19 protein-coding genes are annotated in these 21,181 nt (G+C 40.7%); 16 read left to right on the top strand and 3 right to left on the bottom strand.

What is annotated here, in order from left to right; translation table 11 throughout:
* Positions 1–43 precede the first annotated feature (43 nt).
* The 8 genes from BLP87_RS00330 to BLP87_RS00295 all read left to right on the top strand — a co-directional run bounded on the left by BLP87_RS00330 (position 44) and on the right by BLP87_RS00295 (position 8,125).
* Positions 44–1,138, top strand: a complete 1,095-nt coding sequence (locus tag BLP87_RS00330) for a PrsW family intramembrane metalloprotease (RefSeq protein WP_074460947.1) — start codon at positions 44–46, stop codon at positions 1,136–1,138.
* Positions 1,139–1,266: 128 nt separating this feature from the next.
* On the top strand, positions 1,267–2,343 hold the full coding sequence (locus BLP87_RS00325; protein ID WP_074460946.1) for a TRAP transporter substrate-binding protein: 1,077 nt from the start codon (positions 1,267–1,269) through the stop codon (positions 2,341–2,343).
* 97 nt (positions 2,344–2,440) lie between these two features.
* Complete coding sequence (locus tag BLP87_RS00320; RefSeq protein WP_074460945.1) at positions 2,441–2,965, top strand: TRAP transporter small permease; 525 nt, start codon at positions 2,441–2,443, stop codon at positions 2,963–2,965.
* Complete coding sequence (locus BLP87_RS00315; protein ID WP_074460944.1) at positions 2,965–4,263, top strand: TRAP transporter large permease; 1,299 nt, start codon at positions 2,965–2,967, stop codon at positions 4,261–4,263. Before BLP87_RS00320 ends, BLP87_RS00315 begins: the two co-directional genes overlap by 1 nt.
* Positions 4,264–4,274: 11 nt before the next feature.
* Complete coding sequence (locus BLP87_RS00310) at positions 4,275–4,745, top strand: YcxB family protein (RefSeq protein ID WP_074460943.1); 471 nt, start codon at positions 4,275–4,277, stop codon at positions 4,743–4,745.
* Between the two features lie 150 nt (positions 4,746–4,895).
* Entirely contained in the window at positions 4,896–6,326 is a 1,431-nt protein-coding gene (locus tag BLP87_RS00305; protein WP_176756576.1) for a sensor histidine kinase, read from the top strand.
* Positions 6,327–6,329: 3 nt separating this feature from the next.
* Positions 6,330–7,115 carry a response regulator transcription factor gene (locus tag BLP87_RS00300; RefSeq protein WP_074460942.1) on the top strand — a complete coding sequence of 262 codons (786 nt, stop codon included), beginning with the start codon at positions 6,330–6,332 and terminating at the stop codon, positions 7,113–7,115.
* On the top strand, positions 7,115–8,125 hold the full coding sequence (locus tag BLP87_RS00295; protein ID WP_074460941.1) for a TRAP transporter substrate-binding protein: 1,011 nt from the start codon (positions 7,115–7,117) through the stop codon (positions 8,123–8,125). The genes BLP87_RS00300 and BLP87_RS00295 overlap by 1 nt, the downstream gene beginning before the upstream one ends.
* 10 nt (positions 8,126–8,135) lie before the next feature.
* Here BLP87_RS00295 and BLP87_RS00290 read toward each other — a convergent pair whose 3' ends face one another.
* Both BLP87_RS00290 and BLP87_RS00285 read right to left on the bottom strand, forming a co-directional pair.
* Complete coding sequence (locus tag BLP87_RS00290) at positions 8,136–8,699, bottom strand: accessory gene regulator ArgB-like protein (protein WP_074460940.1); 564 nt, start codon at positions 8,697–8,699, stop codon at positions 8,136–8,138.
* 26 nt (positions 8,700–8,725) lie between these two features.
* Positions 8,726–9,466, bottom strand: a complete 741-nt coding sequence (locus BLP87_RS00285; protein ID WP_074460939.1) for a LytR/AlgR family response regulator transcription factor — start codon at positions 9,464–9,466, stop codon at positions 8,726–8,728.
* A 227-nt stretch (positions 9,467–9,693) separates the two neighbouring features.
* Here BLP87_RS00285 and BLP87_RS00280 point away from each other — a divergent pair, with 227 nt between their 5' ends.
* Both BLP87_RS00280 and BLP87_RS15805 read left to right on the top strand, forming a co-directional pair.
* On the top strand, positions 9,694–11,004 hold the full coding sequence (locus BLP87_RS00280; RefSeq protein WP_074460938.1) for a sensor histidine kinase: 1,311 nt from the start codon (positions 9,694–9,696) through the stop codon (positions 11,002–11,004).
* Positions 11,005–11,112: 108 nt separating this feature from the next.
* On the top strand, positions 11,113–11,250 hold the full coding sequence (locus tag BLP87_RS15805; RefSeq protein ID WP_143002054.1) for an AgrD family cyclic lactone autoinducer peptide: 138 nt from the start codon (positions 11,113–11,115) through the stop codon (positions 11,248–11,250).
* Positions 11,251–11,334: 84 nt separating this feature from the next.
* Here the strand turns inward: BLP87_RS15805 and BLP87_RS00275 are convergent, their stop codons facing one another.
* Positions 11,335–13,113 carry a hypothetical protein gene (locus tag BLP87_RS00275; RefSeq protein ID WP_074460937.1) on the bottom strand — a complete coding sequence of 593 codons (1,779 nt, stop codon included), beginning with the start codon at positions 13,111–13,113 and terminating at the stop codon, positions 11,335–11,337.
* Positions 13,114–13,291: 178 nt separating this feature from the next.
* Between BLP87_RS00275 and BLP87_RS00270 the strand changes: the two genes are divergently transcribed.
* From BLP87_RS00270 to BLP87_RS00245, 6 genes are all read left to right on the top strand, one after another.
* Positions 13,292–13,546, top strand: a complete 255-nt coding sequence (locus BLP87_RS00270) for a hypothetical protein (protein ID WP_074460936.1) — start codon at positions 13,292–13,294, stop codon at positions 13,544–13,546.
* Positions 13,547–13,738: 192 nt separating this feature from the next.
* Entirely contained in the window at positions 13,739–14,008 is a 270-nt protein-coding gene (locus BLP87_RS00265; protein WP_074460935.1) for a hypothetical protein, read from the top strand.
* A 119-nt stretch (positions 14,009–14,127) separates the two neighbouring features.
* On the top strand, positions 14,128–15,915 hold the full coding sequence (locus BLP87_RS00260; protein WP_074460934.1) for a methyl-accepting chemotaxis protein: 1,788 nt from the start codon (positions 14,128–14,130) through the stop codon (positions 15,913–15,915).
* Positions 15,916–15,965: 50 nt separating this feature from the next.
* Entirely contained in the window at positions 15,966–18,041 is a 2,076-nt protein-coding gene (locus BLP87_RS00255) for a methyl-accepting chemotaxis protein (protein ID WP_074460933.1), read from the top strand.
* A 38-nt stretch (positions 18,042–18,079) separates the two neighbouring features.
* A complete protein-coding gene (locus BLP87_RS00250; protein ID WP_026655103.1) occupies positions 18,080–20,125 on the top strand; it encodes an ABC transporter substrate-binding protein in 2,046 nt (681 codons plus the stop codon).
* Between the two features lie 156 nt (positions 20,126–20,281).
* Complete coding sequence (locus tag BLP87_RS00245; protein ID WP_176756575.1) at positions 20,282–21,022, top strand: LppM family (lipo)protein; 741 nt, start codon at positions 20,282–20,284, stop codon at positions 21,020–21,022.
* The last annotated feature ends 159 nt before the right edge of the window (positions 21,023–21,181 follow it).

Below are 21,181 nucleotides of genomic sequence, written 5' to 3'. Positions count from 1 at the left end.
AATTATTTTTAACATTTGCTTTAAGGGAAGGGGATAGATTCTGATGGATATAATTTTGGCGATTCTCGCTGTTTTGCCGGCAGCTGTTTTGTTGTGTATTATCTATAAGGCGGACAAAGTTGAGAAAGAGCCTCTGGGACTTATGGCAGCAGTGTTCTTTTTCGGCGCTCTTTCCACGCTCAGTGCTGTATTTCTTGAGTATTTCGGCATAATGGTTCTGGATATGGTATTTCCCAAGCAGAATATTGTTTATAGTCTCATAGAAAATTTCCTGGTTATAGGAGTGGCGGAAGAAGCAGGTAAATACTTTGTTTTGAAGAAGTGTACCTGGAACAATGAAGAGTTTAACTTTGCTTTTGACGGAATCGTTTATTCAGTGTGCGCATCTCTTGGGTTTGCGACGATCGAGAACGTTATGTACGTGTTCCAGTTTGGATTTATGACGGGGCTCATGCGTGCGGTTCTTTCGGTTCCCGGACACTGCATTTTCGGCGTATTTATGGGAGCTTATTACGGACTTGCAAAGGGGTATGAGTGCAGGGGGAGATTTGATAAGAGAAATCTCAATACGCAGAAGGCTTTCTGGATACCTGTTGGACTTCACGGATTGTATGATTTCTGCCTTTCGACGGAACATCCTCTTACAATGCTCGTATTTATCGGCCTTGAGCTGTTTATGGTCATAAAAGCGATCATGTATGTTAAGCGCATTTCAACAAAAGATCTGCCGCTGAGACCTGGCATGATGCCCGGACAGATGATGAATGGTGCATATTTTGGGATGAATCCCATGCCCGCACAATTTTATCCCGGTCAAGCCATGAACAGACAGCCTGTTTATAGCGGACAGTACATGCAACCCCAGTTATATCAGGGCGGACAGGCGAACGGAAACGGGCAGTATATGCAAGGACAATTTTATCCAGGTCAAGCCGTGAGCAGTCATCCTGTAAGGGATGTTAAACCGGTAAATATGTCTTTAAGAAAGCAGGAAGAGGTAGTAAATTCTGAAGATTTCAAGGTTATCATGAGTTATACGGGGCATGATAACGGCCCTGCAACAGAGAAATTGAGCGATGGAATGAGTGGTGGATTGACCAATCCGACACCTGTTTTTTCGATATCGGATTTCGATTGATAACAAAAATGTAAAAAAAGTGCTATATAATATTAAAATTATCCGCTTTTTAATATACGAGTAATCAACTATAATGACATTGTCGAATAGACTATGTCATTATTTTTTTTATTTTAGGGAGGTAAAAAATGAAGAAGAAACTTATTTCGACACTATTAACAGTAGCAACAGTTGTATCAATGACAGCTTGTGGTGTATCAGCACCTGAGACACCCGCAGCACAGCCTGCAGCTGACGCACAGGCATCTGATGCAGCACCCGCTGATGCAGCAGCAGAACCTGCTAAGGATGCTATCACACTTGTAATGGCTGAGGTTAACCCTCTTGATTCTATTTCAGGTATGACAGATGCTAAGTTCAAGGAAGAAGTTGAGAAGAGATCAAACGGATCAATCATCATCGATCTTCAGGCTAACCAGGTTCTTGGTGCTGAGCAGGACGTTCTTGATACAATGCTTGGTGGCGGCGGAACAATCGACCTTGCAAGAATTTCCGCTTTCTCACTTACAAGCTACGGCGGAGAGTCATCAATGCTTCTTTCACTTCCTTACACATTTGTAAGCCGTGAGCATTTCTGGAACTTCGCTACATCTGATCTTGCTAAGCAGTTCTTGCTTGAGCCCTCAGAGAACGGAAGCGGTGTAAGAGGACTTTTCTATGGTGAGGAAGGTTTCCGTCATTTCTTCACAACAAAGGAAATCTCAGGTATCGATTCTCTTAAGGGATTAAAGCTTCGTGTTTCTAACGACCCTGTTATGAACGGTCTTGTAGAAGGTCTTGGTGCTTCTCCTACAGTAGTTGCTTTCACAGAGCTCTATGGTGCACTTCAGACAGGTGTAGTTGATGGTGCTGAGCAGCCTATCGCAAATTATGCATCAAACTCATTCAACGAAGTTGCAGGCAACATGATTCTTGATGGACACACACTTGGTGCTATCCAGGTTATCATCACAGATGACGCTTGGAACAAGCTTTCAGCTGATCAGCAGGATATCCTTATGGCAGCCGGTGAAGAGGCTTCTAAGTACAACCGTTCAATCTCAGAAGAGAAGGAGAAGGAAGTACTTGAGCAGCTTAAGGCTAACGGAACAAAGATCACAGAAGTTGAGGATATCAAGCCTTGGCAGGACGCTGTTAAGAAAGTTGTTGAAGAAAACATAAAGGGCAAGGAAGACGTTTACCAGCAGATCCTTGATATGCAGTAATTTTTTACCACCTTTAGTTGTAACTTATCAATTTATTTTAACGCCGGCATGGGGAGGATATCCCTTCCCATGCCATTTTTAGAAGAAAAGAGGAATTATGGAAGGCTTTTTTAAACAGGTAGATAAGATCAAAATTTTATATGACGTAACATATAAGATTATGCTTTTTATCTGCAAGCTCTTGCTTATTGCAGATATCCTGATCACAACAATGAGTGTTGCAGGAAGATATATTTCTTTCATTCCTGATCCTGCATGGAGCGAAGAGATTGTACTCACACTTATGGCTTATATGGCTGTATTATCTGCAGCATTGGCCATCAGACGCGGTGCTCATATAAGAATGACAGCATTGGACGTTTACTTACCTAAGAAACTTATACAGGCACTCGATATCCTTAATGATATTTGTGTACTTGGCCTTGCAATCGTAATGATTGTGGTTGGATGGAATTATGCTTCAACAATTGGAGCTAAGGGTTCATACGTTAGTATGCCTTCACTTTCAAAGTTCTGGTTGTATTTCCCGATTCCTGTAGCAGGTGTTGCTATGTTAGTATTCGAACTTGAGGCAATTTACAATGATTTCAAACGCATAGTGTTAAAGGAGGGAAATGAGTAATGGCAGTTAATTCAACAGCTATAGCAGTATTGCTTGTGAGCTTTCTTGTAATGATTATGCTCAGATTTCAGATCGCTTATGCAGTGGCATTATCTTCACTTTTTTGTTTAATGTATCAGGGACTCCCTCTTACAAGCATCTGTCAGCAGATGGTTAAGGGAATCAATTCATTTAGTATGATGGCAATTCCGTTCTTTATTACAATGGGATGCCTTATGGGTACCGGTGGTATTTCAGAGAAGCTTATTGCTTTGGCCAACGCTTGTGTAGGTTGGATGACCGGTGGAATGGCAATGGTTAATATCGTTGCATCATATTTCTTTGGTGGTATTTCAGGATCGGCGGCTGCTGATACTGCATCACTCGGAAGTATTCTCATTCCTATGATGGTCGAAGAAGGCTATGATGATGATTTTTCAACAGCAGTAACAATTACATCATCATGCGAGGGACTTCTTGTTCCCCCAAGTCATAACATGGTAATTTATGCCATGAGTGCCGGCGGTATCTCTATAGGAAGTTTGTTCCTTGCAGGATATATACCGGGTGCGATTCTTGCATTATCACTCATGGTTGGATCATATATTATTTCTAAGAAGAGAAATTATCCTAAGGGAGAAAAGTTCAGTATTGTTCGTCTCTTAAAGCAGCTTGGAATTTCATTCTGGGCACTTGCAGCAGTTGTTATCGTAGTATTTGGTGTTGTAGGCGGTGTATTTACAGCAACTGAGTCTGCTGCCATCGCTGTTATTTACAGCTTGATTGTAAGCGTTTACATCTATAAGGGACTTAACTGGAAGGGTGTTTGGAAGACATTGGAATCTTGTATCGATACACTTTCAATCGTGCTTATCCTTATTTCTACATCAAGTATTTTTGGTTATTGTCTTACAACACTTCATGTTCCTGCCATTGCAGCAAACATGATTGTAGGATTTTCAAGTAATCCTGTTGTTATCGCGCTTTTGATTGACCTGATTCTTCTTGTACTTGGATGTATCATGGATATGGCTCCGATCATCTTGATCGCAACACCTATCCTTCTTCCTATTGCTACATCAATCGGAATCGATCCTATACAGTTTGGTATCATGATCGTTCTTAACTGTGGTATCGGACTTTTGACACCTCCTGTAGGAGCCGTTCTTTTCATCGGTTCTGCTGTAGGTAAGGTTAAGATGGAGAAAGTAGTAAAGGCAACACTTCCTTTCTACATTTGCATGATCGTTACACTTCTCCTTCTTACATTTATTCCTGAGATTAGTATGTTCTTACCTAATCTTCTTGGAGCAAAATAAGGTGATTTATTATGGAATATCGTTACATATCTGATGTAAAACCTAAGGATCTGTGGTTTATAGCCATGATTCGTACATACAGATCGCTTGCAGGGGTCGTAAATGTTGTATTTACAGTTGCGATGATCATGTTGTCGATTAGGTTTTGGGGAACTTCGGGACCATTTATCAGAACATTGCTTATGTTTGGTTGTATATTATTCCCAATTTTACAACCGTTTCTGGTTTATTTGAGGAGCATCAAACAATTGGAAACACTTCCGGGAAGAGTAGAGCTTTTGTTTGACGATAACGGAGTTCATGTAAGCAGTGACGGGAAGCAGGAAGACATCAAGTGGAACAAGATCGTAAATGCGATCAAACAGTCCAACATGATAATTGTTATGTCGGACAGAAACCATGGATATATGTTGACCAATCGTATTCTCGGCGATGAAAAAGATGAGTTTTATGATTTTCTTTGTAAAAAGATCAGAAACTAACGAATATTAGAAAAATGATGACGGCAGCGCTATAATACTTTTATGAGTAAGTATAACGCTGCTGTCTTTGTAAAGATGAAAAACTTAAAAAACTTTTGGTACTCGATCACAATTAAAAACAAAATATCACTTTTCACGGGAAGTGTATTTTTGACAATTCTGGTTGCGGTATTCTTTGATGCAATCCTGATAAGGCTGTTTATGATCGACGTTAATGACATAATGGAAGACAATTCCAAATGCGGTGAGATCATTACCGTTATCGACAGGGAAAAAGAATTGTTCGATCAATATGTCAACAGCACTACGAGTGAAAATGAGGATGCATTTAAGCTTGCGATGAAACAGACAAAAACTGCCGTATATGCAATTCCGCTTGATTATTCAAGACTGGGGGAAAACAGATATGCGCAGCTTTATTCGTTACAGTCATGTTATGAAGTGTATTGCGGCTACAGAGATGAAGTTCTCAGCGGCAAATTACCGCGAAGAGATTACGTGAGCAGACTGTATGCCGTTTATAATATGCAGAATTATCTGCATAATTACGCGCAGCGTTTTATAGATCTTACTCTTAAAGAGGGTAATGCTAAGTATAACGAGTTGTTACCGAAAGTTTTTGTGGTTCCGGTGATCGCAGTAATATTAGGTATTTTACTGTTCTCATCGGTACTTGAGATTTCAAGGATGATGAATAAATCTATTACTGAACCTGTGCTTAAGCTTGCGCATGCGTCCAGAAGGATTGCGGCAAATGATTTCGACGTGGATGACGTTGCCGCAAATAACAGGGACGAACTTGGTGAGCTTATCATTGCTTTTAACAAGATGAAATATGCGACAGGTGAGTATATAGGTGCTTTGGAGGAAAGAAGACAGGCTCTTGATAAGCTTCACGCAAAAGAAGTCGAAACTCTTGAAGCAGAGAAGCAACTTGATGCAATGAATCTGGAACTTCTTAAGAACCAGATCAATCCGCATTTTCTTTTTAATACACTTAATGTAATAGGTGGCATGGCGAACCTTGAGGGCGCATCGACTACAGAGGAAATGATTACCGCGCTCAGTTCACTGTTCAGATACAATCTGAAGCATCAGGAGAAGGAAGTACTTCTTTCTCAGGAACTAAAGGTTGCGGCCGATTATATGTATTTGCAGAAGATGCGTTTCGGGGAAAGAGTTAAGTATACGGTTGATTGTAGGGTAAATGCAGACAATGTAATGGTTCCTACGTTTACATTGCAGCCTATAATCGAGAATTGTATTATTCATGGAATTTCACCGAAAGTGGAGGGCGGTAGTGTATCTGTTTTGGTTGGTAAAAAAGCTGACAAGCTTATAATTTCCGTCACCGATACGGGTAAAGGAATGGAGATTAGCCAGCTTAGGGAGATACGTGAAAGCTTGGGCGGAAAACAGACCAGTACCATGGGTATAGGCATGGGAAATATTTTTAGGAGAATAAAGGCTATGTATGAGGACGCTGATATGAGAGTTAACAGCGTTTTGGGAAAAGGTACACAGATAATAATTATTCTTCCCTACCGTGCAGGAGATTCAATTTATACTCGAGGAGACTAAAGAATGTATAGAGTACTGATTGCAGATGATGAGCCTATTGAGAGACAGGTTATATCTAAAAAATTAAATGGATTTTTTAAAGACCAGATAGAGATTTTTTTGGCGGCTAACGGAGTCGAGGCGGTCGAGTTGGTAAAAGAGAAGAATTGTCAGATTGCTTTTCTTGATATTTCCATGCCCGGAAAAAACGGACTTGATGCGGCAGAGGAGATAAGAACCTTTGATGAAAGGTGCAGCATTATTTTTCTCACGGCTTTTGATGAATTCAGCTATGCCAAGAAAGCTATCGAGGTAAGAGCGCTCGATTATTTACTTAAGCCGGGTGCGGATAATGAGCTTATAAATGTAATGGAAGAAGCGTTTTCAATCGCGGATAAATATGAAACAGAGGTAAAGAACGTAGATACTATAAAAAAGAGCACTCCTTCTTCAGACTTTAATCTTGATGAAAAGGATTTTTCGAAGTCGGGAGAAATAGTGCGTGAAGCAAAAAAATATATAGACGAGCACTATAAAGAAGATATTTCGCTACAAGATGTTGCCGGAGTTTTGGGGTATTCCGATGTATATTTTTGCAAACTTTTCAAGCAGAATTTCGGAAAAAGCTTTATAGTATATTTGAACGAACTTAGGATAAGCAAGGCAAAAGAATTTTTGGCAAATCCTTCTATCAATATTAAGGACATCAGCTCCGAAGCGGGATACAGAGATGCCAATTATTTTGCGAGAGTGTTTAAGCGTATGACCGGGCAGACACCCAGTGAATACAGAAACGGAGTCATTGACTGATGAAAAAAAGATGGCCCATTGTGGCAATGATAGTGAGCATAATATTTATTATGGTTGCTGTCTTATTCTTTTTTAATAACAGAAAATCCGGATCTAATTCTCCGGAATATGTTTTTTTATATGCAGAGAATCAGGCCGCAGATTATCCGACTACACTCGGAGGACAGAAGTTTGCGGATCTTGTATATGAGAGGACAAACGGAAGGATAAAGATAATTGTAAAATATGACGCGGAGCTGGGAAGCGAATCAGAAGCGATAAACCAGATGAAATACGGCGGAATTGCTTTTGCCAGAGTATCACTTTCACAGCTGGCAGAGAGAATACCTTCGATGAACGTTCTTCTTATGCCTTTCCTATATAATGATTCGGATCATATGTGGAGAGTGCTTGAAGGAGATATTGGAGACAGGTTCCTGCTAAAGGCTGATGAATACGATCTGGTAGGGCTATCGTGGTATGATGCGGGCGCCAGAAATTTCTACAGTAAATCAAAGCCTATCACGAGTGTTGAAGATCTGAACGGAATGAAGATAAGAGTTCAGGAATCATCAATGATGGCGGATATGGTGGAAGCTCTCGGAGCAAAGCCGGTCGAAGTTGTATATTCTGAAGTATATTCTTCATTTGAGCAGGGATTGGTTGACGGAGCAGAGAATAACTGGCCGTCGTATGAGAGTATGAAGCACTACAAGGTTGCGGAGTATTATACGATCGATGAGCATATAAGAGTTCCGGAGCTGCAGGTGTGTTCAAAAGTTATATGGAACACGCTCAGTGAAGAGGACAGGAATATAATCCACGAATGTGCACTTGAATCGTCAACGTATGAAAGACAACTTTGGAAAGAAAGAGAAGAAAGTTCCAAGAATATTGCTGTTTCCAACGGTACGCAGGTCATCGAACTTACTCCCGAAGAGAGAAAGAAATTCAGGGATGCGATGACAGGTGTCTATGAAAAGTATTGTGGTGAATATATGGACATAGTGCGTAGAATAATGACTTATTGATAATAAGAGCTTATCTGTTTGCTTTTTTTCCCGCTATTAAAGTAATTGCGAGGAAGGCGAAGACAATTGCTTCGAGCATCAGATAAGAGTTGTTTTTATAAAAAAGCAGAATGACGGATATAACGGTTGAAAATAATATCGTTATATTCGTCTTTTTTTTGAATATATCATTTTCATATGCATCGACACTTCTGTTGGGATGATCTACAGGACCTGTAAGTAAGATGAAGGCCGCAGAGACAAGATAGATCAAAAATGAGATTAAGAGCGGGAGAGTGGCATATTTTACCGTAAGGAGCGATATTGTAAGAATAAGGCAGGAGGCGATGTAACAAGCAAGATAACTGTTTAGATGAAGGCCACCTCCATATGAGCGCATCGGAATAAATATGAGAAAAAAGAACAGACACGGGCGAAGCATACCGAGAAAAAGAGCTATGATTATACTTGTTACCGTGCTTAGCGTTACTTCAAGAAAGCATACGAAGCCGTAGTTATATATATCATAATCTTTTTCTTCGATAACCCCTTTATTTAATATATAATCTGTAAGTCTCTTTGATATGTAATACATAATGAAATCCCGATGATTGTTTTGTATTATTTTGTGTAGTTGCCGTCACCCATCATTTCGATGATCTTACGTCGCACGTTCTTTTGTCTGTTTTCACTGATCTTCAGACAAAATTCGTTGTTGTCGTAATTTAGCGTCATGCTGGTGTAATTCATGTGGCTTACATATTTGTAATTAACAAGATAAGACTGGTGTATCCTGAAAAAATAATGACCTGAACTTTCGAGTTCTTTTTGAATATCATTTAGCTTTCCGTAAAAAATATCGTTTGAGCCGTCATTTAGATGGATCGTTATTACACGATTTTTACTTTCGAAGTATACGATGTTGCCGATGGAAGTCTTTTTCACCTTTCTGTTATAGGTGTATTGAAAATAGCCTTCGGCTTTATCGATTCTTGTAAGTGCCTGAGAGAAGTACTTTTTGAATATTTTCTCGTCTATCGGTTTGGAAAGAAACCTGAAAGGCTCGACTTCAAAAAGTTCTTTGAGATAGCTTTCGTAATTTGAAACATAGATTATGAGAGAGTCTTTGTCTATTGTGCGGATCATTCGGGCGGTTGTTATTCCGTCCAGCTCTTTCATCTCGATATCGAGAAAGATCAAGCTGTAGCGATCCCCTTTGATTATGTTGCGCGCAAGCGGTGAACCGTCGTAAAAAACATCAATCTCGGGACGTATTCCTCTTGCAAGACACTCACTGTTTAAAAGCGTCTCAAGTTTGCCGGAAAGCTTTACATCGTCATCACAAATTGCAATCTTAATCATATCCTACCTCCAAATAATCGGGTATAAGCATAGTAAGTAACAAAAAGTGCAGGATCGGTAATCATAATTAGATATTGTCTAAGGTAGTATACATTCTTTTTTTAAAATATGCAAAACCGTGATTCTTACATGAAAAACCGTAAATATTACAAATTGGAAAAAGACTGTCGTTTTTATGTTATGATTTATAACAGTTGGTTTTATATAAGGAAAGAAGGGGCTTAAAAATGGGTGAATACATGTCGATTTTTACTGGAGTTTTCTTAGCTTTTCTTTATGTCATGATTGTTCGGAAGTTCATGGATGTTTTCCTGCCGGAACGGAGTAACAACATAGTAAGATATGTTGTATGGGCAATATATTTCACGTTTTCTGCGGCGTCAAATCTGACGAATATCGTAAAGCCGCTTGCCCTGATAACTTCGAACATTATCTTTATCTTTATCTTGGCAATTCTCGACAGAAAAGCATCGATCAAGGCTGCCAGCTTTTTCTCACTTATTGTATGTGCGGTCTGGATGCTTGTAGAAGTCGGAGCCGTTGCAGTGGTTGAAAGATACGGCATAGATTTTGTAAAAAGCAGGGACTCTGTATGCTTTGTTTCGCTTCTGATAATGCTCCTTCTGGTTGTAATCTTGAACAAGTCCTGGAAAGGCTCTAAATACTGTAATATTCCGATCAAATATTTTATAATGATTCTTTCAATTCCGATCATCAGCATTTTTCTTACAAATCGTATTTTTCTGATAGCGACGCGTCATATTGAATACAATAATTTTGCTGTTATTTCAAGTGCTTTTCTCCTAATGATAAACTATGTGATCTTTGAGGTATATACATGGATGAGCAGAGATGCCGAGCTTAAATCGCTAAACAAACTTTACGGACAGCAACTTGAACTTTGCAGCAGACAGGCGGCAGAGCAGGAACAGCTTTATATGGAAATAAGGAGAACAAGACATGATATGAAAAGCCATCTTGCAAGCCTTCTCGGAATGGTTGAGTCAGGGGAAAAAGATGAGGCGGTCAAATATATACAGCAGCTTCTTGCAGACGGACTCGGGAAATCCGGTGAAGAAATATCAAAGAGTGGCAATATAGTTGTTGATTCGCTTGTAAATTACAAGTATTCCATAGCGAAAAAAGAAGGAATCGCTTTTGAAGTATCTGTTTTTGTGCCGTCGGTACTTCCGTTTAAGAGTGAACATCTTGTAATTATTTTAGGCAATCTTTTGGAGAATGCATTTGATGCATGCATGAAGGTTCAGCCAAAAGGGAGATTTATCAGACTTGATATGAGTTTTGAAAAGAACATGCTGAAGATTGGCATAAAGAACAGCTGTATTTATGAAAACAGACGAGACAGATATGGAAAGTTCTTTTCAACAAAACATGATGCGGAACATCATGGAATAGGACTTGCATCGGTGGAACAAGCCGTTAAGGGGTATGAGGGCGAAGTGATTATCGATGATAAGGGCAATCAGTTCAATGTTGATGTAATAATGTACGGAAAAGAAGAGAGCGATAATGTGTAAAAATTACATGAATATCCGTTTTTTCTACATGAAATAATATATTTGCGTAATTTGAGATATAATTATTACCAAATATAATATTTTTTCGTATGAAGGAGGGTGTTCAAGATGAAAAAAGAGAAAACTTTTATAGCCAAAATGCTCAGAGAAATTGCAAGAGAATCTGTAAAGGCAAGCAATGGCAGCAGATGCATGTACCTTATGCATCAGCCTAAGAGGCCTTCCGATGCAGGGAAAATTCAATAAATAATAGAAAAAACTTCCGACACCGGGGAGCACAGATGTGACAAAAAGACTGTTTCTGTGTACTCTGAGGTGTCGGAAGTTTAATTATTTTTCTGCGAGCCAGTCGTAGCGCTCAATGTCGATACTACTGATGATATTCTTGTCATCGCTTAAGTAAATCTCTATTGTTTCCTTTGGAAACTCAGATTTATCGGCCTGATCGAACGGAATCTTGTAAGTGTTGAATTTCTCATTATATGTAAAGTTCTTTATTCCCTTTGCGTTAAGTGCATTCTCCAGGTCTGCTTTTGACATTCCGAGCTTAATGTCTCCTGCCATTGTAAGATCGAGAGGATTGACCGTGCTGTTGAATACTGAGATGAATACAACAATTGTATTATCAAGTGTCACTGCATTCGGAAGGGGATTAACAACTTTAGCGGTAATGTTGAAATCTCCTTTTTTTAATGTCAGAATCACGCCGTTCATTGAAGGAACAGATTCCGATTCGCCTGTACTTGTCCAGCCTTGCTCTGCAAGTGTCTTGTATGGAACAGGTAAATTATAGGTTACTCCGTCAAGAGTAAAGTTACCAGATAACAGATCGTCTCCGAGTCTCAAAGGAGCTTTGTAAAGACCGAGATAATCAGGTGTCTTGGAGTTCACTGCAGGCTGTACAAAGTCTGAAGGCATCGATTTATTACGAATACTGATAAATGTAAGTATGTTATTCTCAAAACTGTATGTCGCGGAAAGATTGAATTCGTCCTCTTTACCTTTTCCTCTGTATGTGAGTGTGACGGAATTGCCGCTTGTGTTTGTGCTGCTGGGCTCTCCGAGTTCGTTCTTTACTTCGTCAACGGTAGTCTTCTGTAAAACAAACTTATCATTGTAGAATTTTACTTCCGCACCTGTCTGTTTAACAAATGAATCCGAAAAATCACAGTCATATATAAGACATTTTGAAAGAGGCTGAGCATCTATGGAGTGATTGATCACACCAAAATACTGCGAATCATTACCTTTTCCTGTATAGTTAAGCTTTATTGTCTCGCAATCGCCTGCGTACAATGTTTTGTTTGCATCTTCCTTGTCATCGTATGTCCATCCGTTTGCAAGAAGTTCATCGATACTCATTGGAAGAGAATACTGCTTGCCATCAATGCTGAAATTCGAGAACATCGCAGTCTCGTTAACAGATGCGGGAGTGGACTTTGTGATTGTCTGTCCCGGAGTGCTCTGGCTGCTTGATATAGTCGGATTTTGCTTTGCAATGATATTCTGATCGTACGGGTTGGCGCGAGAGGTAGTTGTGCTGAAAAACAATGCTGTCAAAACAATCACTGCCGCTATGGATGAACCGAGAGCAACCGATTGTGGAGTCAACTTACTCTTTTTGGGCTTACCGTAGCCCTGATATGCGGGCTGTCCCATATTCATCTGAAAAGGCTGTCCGTACGGATTGTTCATGTTCTGCATGGGCTGACCGTAGCCGCTGTTTATAGGCTGATTGTAGCCATTGTTCATAAACTGACCGTAGCCGTTATTCATAGATTGGCCGTATTCATTATTCATGGGCTGACCGTAGCCGTTATTTACAGGCTGCCCGAACTGATTATTCATGTACTGCTGCATAGGCTGTCCGTATTGATTCATAGCAGGCTGCTGGTAATTCTGGCCGAAAGGCTGCTGAACAGATTTGTTGTCCATGCCCCAGTAATTCTGCTCGAAATAGCTGTTACTGTTATAGTCCTGTCCGGCTGAAGCTCCTGCCATATTATCAGGTTGAATTTTGTCTAACTGTATAGTCTGAGCAGCATCATATTGTTGCTGGTTGTATGTGATTGGTTGTCCTGTTATCGGATCAAATTGTCTTTCACTCATTTCGGAATGTCCTCCACATCCATTAATCATTATATTTATTTTATTGTATAATTAACATTTTGTAAATATAAATTAACAAAAAATAAATATTTTGATTAGAAAAAAACGTAAAAAAATATGATAATATATTAATAAGGTTTTTTATGGGAACTTTTTTTGAAAGTAGGAGGTACGTATTATGATGATCTCGGCTGAAGGTTATAAGTCTATGCATGAATCCGATTCGATAGACGAGCTTATAGCAGAACGTAAGCAACTTGTCGGGGAATTGGAACAGCTGGAAAAGATAGTACGTGAGAATAATAAAGATGACGATTCTTGGAATGAGAGTCCCGGCCCCGATGTTAGGTATCAGATGACACTTACTTATCTTATTCAGATCTGTGAGCTTTTATGGGCTCGTTTCAGCTCCGAAATGGAATGGGATAAATAGGCTGAAAAAAGGATAGACTATAACGGAATGTAATGATATAATTAACATGTTCACATGTATGTTTACTGAATGTGGACAAACGTGCAATTTGAAATAGTTATAAGAGGTGGTATTTATCAAAATATATTTTGTTGATAGATACCGCTTTTTTATACGAGAGATAACACTTTTAAACTGGAAGGAGACTTTAAAATGGATGCACAGAACTTTTTGACGATGAGTATGGACGAACTTGCAAATGAGATTTCTGAAACAAAGAAGAAATTATCAGCCCTTGAGCAGCTTATGAAGATTCGCCAGCAGCTGGGTGAGAGAACAACCAGACAGATTGAAGCCAAAAAGAAAGCTGAAAAGAGAGCTGCATTAAAGAATAAAACAACAAGCTCTACGTTGTCTGCATCAGAAACGATTGCCGAATCACAGTACGGTCAGGATTTTTTTAGCGAACGGGAAGAATTTTAAAGAATAGTATAAACAATTTCTTAATTATCGCTATAACGTATTATAGTTTTAGTAAATTGCGCTATAATTATTTGTATGACGATGTGTATTTTCTTTTTGGAGGAAAGGAGTGCTTATAAGTGAATAATAGCGCAGGAACTAAAACAGAAGGAATCAATCTTTTCAGAAAGATAGGTTTTCAGAATCTGGCAGTGAATATCGTTATGCTTGTCATGTTCGTAACAGCACTTTTAATAATGAACAGCAACACCAAAAACATTATCAATAGTGCGGTAGGGGCAAGTAATGATGAGATTCAACTCTTAAGTAAGGAAGCGAAGCTTCGTGAAGGGCTTATTACCATAGACGGTAATCTTTCTGCTTTGCTTGGTGCGGTATCAATGGGAACCAACGATCCCGCCAATTATGAAGTGTATTTTACCAATATTGATGCGGTAGAAAAAGAGGTTCCCGATCTTCTTTCATTTATGCAGGGAAGTATTTTGGTCACACAGGGTGAAAACGGTCCTGCGCAGATGGAAGCTGTAACGAAGACAACCAATGATTTCATTGCTATCACAGATGAGATGGTTGTCTCGCTTCGTGCTGCCGATGCCGCAACGGCAATGGATATTTATATAAATAAATATATAGATGCTCAGGCAGCCGCATATGCCGCTTATGATACGGCAGAAGAAGCAATCGCAGTGCTCGGAGAACTGCTTAAGGCATATCTTGATATGCTCTATGCGCAGGCATTCCAAAAGACAATAATTCTTGTAGTGGTATTTGTTATTATCATTGCTTTGAGCCTTTGCCTTAACGAGATCAGGATCAGCCGAAAGATTGCAAGTATTGTTTCCGAGTTACATGGGATTATCAGGGGCATTAATAATAATGAAGGCGATCTTACGGCGCGCATTGCGACTAAGACGTCTACAGAACTTGCTTTTATTGTGGACGGAATCAATAACTTTATTGAGACTTTGCAGGGAATTATAAAAGAAGTTAAGGACGGTTCGAATGTCCTTAATACATCCGCTGATTCAATGACGGATAAGATTGAGAAAGCAAGCGATAATATCACAAATACATCGGCTGCTCTTGAAGAGCTGTCCGCAAGTATGGATACCGTATCGACGACTGCGGACCAGATTTCCGGAAGACTCGATGAAGTTAAGGAAGCAACTTCCGAGATCAGACAGGAAGCTGCAAACGGAGCGGAGACCGCCGAGAATATCAAGAAAGAAGCTGACGAGATCAAGAACGAAGCTCTTAAGAAGAAAGAGAATACCGGCGTGAAGGTTGAAGAACTTAGCGCGGTTCTTGAAAAATCAGTTAAAGACAGTGAGAAGGTTGCACAGATCAATGAGCTTACCAAGGTTATCCTTGATATTGCGTCACAGACAAACCTTCTTGCTCTTAATGCATCGATTGAGGCTGCAAGAGCGGGTGAAGCCGGTAAAGGCTTCGCGGTTGTTGCCGAAGAGATCAGTGCACTTGCCGACAACAGTAGGCAGACGGCCGGAAACATCCAGACGATCAGTAATGAAGTTACTGAGGCGGTTAATACGCTTTCAACCAATGCCATGGATGTTATAGAGTTTATAAATAATGACGTATTGAATGACTATGATACATTTGTTGAGACCAGCGACAAGTATGAGAATACAGCGGTAGTCATGGATGATATCCTTGATAAATTCAACAGAAAAGCCGATAACCTTAACACTATCATGGATAAGATGGCTGACTCTGTTGAGTCCATCACTGAATCTGTAAAAGAAAGCACACAGGCGATCAACCTGTCGGCTGCAAATTCCTCCGAGATTGTCGGACAGATTCAGGGTATCAGCGAAGCAATGGGAGAGAACAACAAAGTTACGGAGCAGCTTAGCAGCAGTACAAAGAGATTTGCAAATCTCTGATTTGGGGACGGGGGATCACTACTTTTTGTACATGAAAGGAGAGCCGCTCAATGAAAAAGCTGAACAGCCTTAGGGTTAAGCTGACTGCATTCTTTCTGATACCTGTCACCTTTATAATTATTGTCGGGTATACCGCTTACTCTATAGCATCAAGTGGAACACAGGAAACTTATGAAAGTAACGCCGTGACTGCGTTGCAGCAGATGGCAAATTACTATGAGCTTACCTTTTCGGTTGTTGAGGGTAAGACAGAGCAGCTATCCGGTCTTTCTGAGCTCAAAAACTATTATGGCGGGGCATATACGGATACCGAGGAGTCGAGGAATGCTCTTTCCGAGATATACCGAAGTGCAAGGAACCTTGCCCAGTCGGACAATATAGTCGGAGATATGTCTATCTTGGCCTATAAACAGACATCGTTTTCTGTGGCAAATGGAAACTATCTGATGTTTAATTATGGCGGATCATCGGCAGCAGCTGAATTTGATAAGACAGGTGATTCTTCTTTATTATCTGCAAGTCCCAATGCAGGTGCATGGATGGGAACGAGAGTATTCATCGATTCCTATCAGGGCGCCAATGCCATTGAGGGCATTCCTTATTGTGCGGTCTATGTAGAGCCATTTTATGATTCACTCGGTGAAAAACTCGGTTATATTTCCACAGATATAAGACTTGATACATCTCTTGTTGCGCTTGAAAGGATCAACCTCGGCGAAGGAAGCACATTTGCTTTTATAACTTCCGACGGCGTTGAGACCAACATGGACGGCAAGAGTAACGCAAACGAAACAATCTTTGCCAATACAACATTCTTTGAAGATATTAAAGCATCTTCCGAGTCATCGGGAGTTGAGTGGATGAAAGATGCCACGGACAAAAAAGTTTATCTATATGTCTATGCAAAAGTAGGAGAGTCCGGAGCGGTTATTTGCGGCCGTATTCCCGAGACTGTGATAAGCGGAAGCGTAAATAACATAAGAGTTGCATCCGTTATCGCAGTTATCCTTGCAACTGTTGTTTCTTCGATAGTCGGAATTATCGTATCGAACAGCATCGGAAGCACGGTTAAGGGAATATCGGATGGATTCGAACAGGCAGCACAGGGTGATCTTACAATTTCAATTACTTCAAAGCGTCGTGATGAGTTTGGTGCACTTTCAGGTTCAGCAAGCAAAATGATAGAAAATACCAAGCGACTTCTTCTTAAGATATCAGCGACCGCCGATTCCCTTAAGAAGTCCTCGGATGATATCGGAGGAGCATCAGAGTCGCTTGTTACCGCGTCCGAAAATATTACGTCATCTGTCGATGAGATCAGGCTTGGTCTTGATCAGCAGGCACATGATGCGCAAGGATGTCTTGATGAAGCCGACGTACTGACAGATAAGATCGAAGTCGTAAGAAAGAATGTACAAGCGATCGGAGACATGGCATCAGATGCGGACGAATCTGTTAAGAATGGTATTGAAGCGGTAGAAAACCTTAAGACAAAGGCGAATGAGACCAGCGAAGTTACCAATGGCGTTATAGAGGATATTGAAGCTCTCGCAAAAGAAACATCATCTATCGGAAATATCATTGCTACGATCGATGAGATTGCAAGAAGAACAAATCTCCTTTCTCTTAACGCATCAATTGAGGCTGCAAGAGCGGGAGCTGCGGGAAAAGGTTTCTCCGTAGTTGCGGAGGAAATCAGAATGCTTGCCGAGCAGAGTGCTGTTTCTGCGGGTGAGATTGGAAATATCATCACAACGGTTACGGCAAAGACCGAGCAGACGGCGACCGCAGCCAAGCATGCGGAAGAAATCGTAAAACAGCAGGAAGAAGCGGTAGAAGCAACGCTTTCGGAATTCAATGTAATAAATGAAAACTTCAAGACGATTGCGGATCATCTTAAAGAGATCGGACTTCAGGTGGCCGATATGGAAAAGGCGAAAGTCAATACACTTTCTGCTATTGACGGTATCTCGGCAGTTTCGGAAGAAGCGGCTGCTTCGTCTTCGGAAGTTGGAAATACGGCTCTTGATGCACAGAATGCTGCAAAGAATCTGAATGATGTCATCAAGGATCTTAGAGGCGCAGCTGATTCACTGACAACAGAGCTCACGGGATTCAAGTTATGATGACCGGCGGACAATGATCAATAAGGAGGATTACACGCATGAATAGAAAACATATTGCGCTGTCTCTTACGGTGGTTATAGTCTTGACGGTATCAGGATGCGGCAGCAGAAGTGTAAAATTAAATCAAAGAACAGAGTCTTTTACCGATACATCGTATGAGCAACCGGCTTCTGAGGAAGCTGCAACGTCGCAGGCAGTATCTGAAGTAAACAGAGGTAGCCTAAACTATTCGGAAGCACCTGAACTGTCAGCAAAGGTAGGTGACGGAAGCCTTCCTGCTGTTGATAGCAGGCTCCCTATTAAAGAAGATGTCTTCATCGCACAGACGGATGCAACAGGAAATGCCCTTGAGATTGGCGAGTACTGTGGAAATTGTAATATGCAGGGACTTTCCGGTTCATGGGGTATAGCAAGACCTGTGCTTGAGAGTATTATCAGGTACAACTGCGACGGTAGCTACGTTCCGAACGTAATTAAGAGCTATGAAGCAAATGAAGATTATACAGAATGGACGTTCAAATTAAGACAAGGAATGAAGTGGTCCGACGGCGATGATTTCAACGCGGACGACATTACATTCTGGTACTACATGGTTCATATCAACAATTATGATACAAAGGCAAGCTGGGAAGCACTCAAGGACAATGAGACGGGCGAATTCGCCGTGCTTAAAAAAGTTGACGATTATACCGTGACCTGGAAATTTGATACGCCCAAGTATCCCGGTGCTTTTATCGAGAACGGTGATCTTAAGTGGTGCTGGGCGCCTTCACATTACCTGATAGATCTTATCCCTGCGTCGCTATACGTAGAGAATGAATATTGGGAAAATACGGGGCTTTCCGACGGACAGGTATTGGCTAACGCCGCAGCTAAGGGAATGTCCTTTGAGTCTGTAGCCGATCTTGGAAAAAATGCCTGCTATTATTTTTGGAACGTTTCGGGAATTCCTACAGTAAACTCCTTTGTTTTGAGTACAGAGGAAGGGCACAACTCAAAAAGCTCGGAAATATGCATACTTGAAAGAAATCCGTATTACTGGAAAGTTGATGCGGAGGGCAAACAGCTTCCGTATTTTGACAATATCTATATGTTCAATGAACTCGAAGATAAAACGGCGGCTTTTGCGAACGGCGAGCTTGATTATATGGATGTAGGAATGGAGCAGATAGGTTCAATGCTTTCGGAGCTTGGAGATGCAGCTGTACTTAAGACGGTGCTTGGCTCGAGCTGGGGAGCAGATCAGCTGACATTTAACTATACATGTAAAGACAAGAACTATGCAGATCTTTTTGCAAATCCCGATTTCCGTCAGGCGGTTTCCATGTGCGTTGACCGTCAGGAAATATCGCTTCGTATCTCGGAAGGATTCATGAGACCGGGACAGTGTGCTCCGTCAACTGGAAGCATGGGATATGACGAAGAGTGGTCCAAGAAGTGGACGGATTATGATTTTGCTTCGGCACAGAAACTCCTAGAGGGCTGCGGACTTAAGCTTGGAGGCGACGGATATTATCACTTCGCGGACGGTTCGGACCTTTCGATTGATTTTGTATCTCTTGAAGGAAATGCAGATACCATATACAGCGCATTAAAGAGATATTTTGATTCCGCACACCTTAAGACAACTCTTACGGATTATGATGCGGAAACCTATGATCAGCTTATTGACGATAATGACTGGATTGCATCGATGTGTCCTCATATGGACGCCGGCGGACTTTCGCTCAGTGAGAGAGCGGCTGCTTTTGTACCGATAGCACAGGCTGCCGAGTGGTATGGAGAGTACGGAACGTATTATACAGATCACAGCCTGGGAGTTGCGCCTACGGGAGATATGGAAAAGCTCGTCGAATACTATGAACAGTGGATCAACACGGCGGACAGCGCCAAGAGAGATGAGATAGCATCTAGCATCTATGAACTTCACAAGAATAACCTCTGGTCCATAGCTTATGTAGAAGGCGCCAATTCCTACTGCCTCATAAATCCGAAGTTCCACAACTTCGCAAATAAGCTTGTAAGCAATGATCTGTATCAGTACATGAATATTTACCACTTTGAGACTTTATTCAAAAAGTGATAGAATTTACCATTATCAGTGCCATTAAGTGTAATAGCTTAATGGCACTTAAATTTTACTAAGATGATGATTGATCTATAAATTGGCGAAAACAATAAAAATGCTATATAATAATTTTTATGTAACATTTAGTTTTAAAATATATATAGGATGTGTATGAAAAAATTAAAAGTTATATTATTATCTTTGCTTAGCGTTTTAGCGCTATCCGGCTGTGTCAGATTTGAGACGACAATGGACGTTAAGCTTAACGGCAAGATGGACGTGGCCATATGCTATGCAACTGTGGATATGGGCGAAAGGGACCTTGAAGAAATCCTTTCTGAAGATCAGATCGAGGATTATAAAGAGGATGGCTGGGATGTCGAAGGATACAGGGACGGAGGATATTCCGGATATATTATCAGGAAAGAAAACGTTTCTGCGGATGAAGTTAGCGATGTTTCCGATGAATTCAGGTCGCTTAGGCTTAGGAGGAAAGGTATTAAATACTCGCTTGAGTGGGATATCCTTCGCGATGCGAGGAATAATAATTTCTCCGGCGATTACAGAGACTATGTTAAGATGAGTGGTGCGCAGATGACGCTTACCGTGAATCTTCCGGCAAAGGCCAAGGCACACAATGCCACGCATGTTTCAAGGGATGGAAAGACTTATGAATGGGATCTTCTTAATTTTGACGATCCCGACGGAATATATCTTGATTTCATGCTTATTGATTTTAAGCTTGTGGCAGCAGCTGTGGGCTTACTGGTCGCTCTTATAATATTTGAGATCGCAATATTCAAATGGCTGAAGAACAGGAAAAAGTCAGGAAAAAGCAGTAATAATTCAGGAGGTAAACTTCTAAGTTCGCTTAGATCATTGGCTCCTAAAGGCAAAGATAAGAAAAAGTGAGAAAGTGCGGTTGCTTGAGATATACAGACTCTTGCAACTGCGCTTTTTTTCTAACTTTATAACGCACATATCGCATCTAATGCGACAGCAGAGCGGATATATAGCTTTTATGTATGTGAACAACATGTTACAATATGGTTAATGATTGAAAGAGGTTTA

Origin of the sequence: Butyrivibrio hungatei, from assembly GCF_900101605.1 — a bacterium.
GTDB lineage: Bacteria > Bacillota > Clostridia > Lachnospirales > Lachnospiraceae > Butyrivibrio > Butyrivibrio hungatei_B.
Note: the sequence above shows the minus strand (reverse complement) of the source record. Positions and strands in the feature narration are given on the sequence as shown.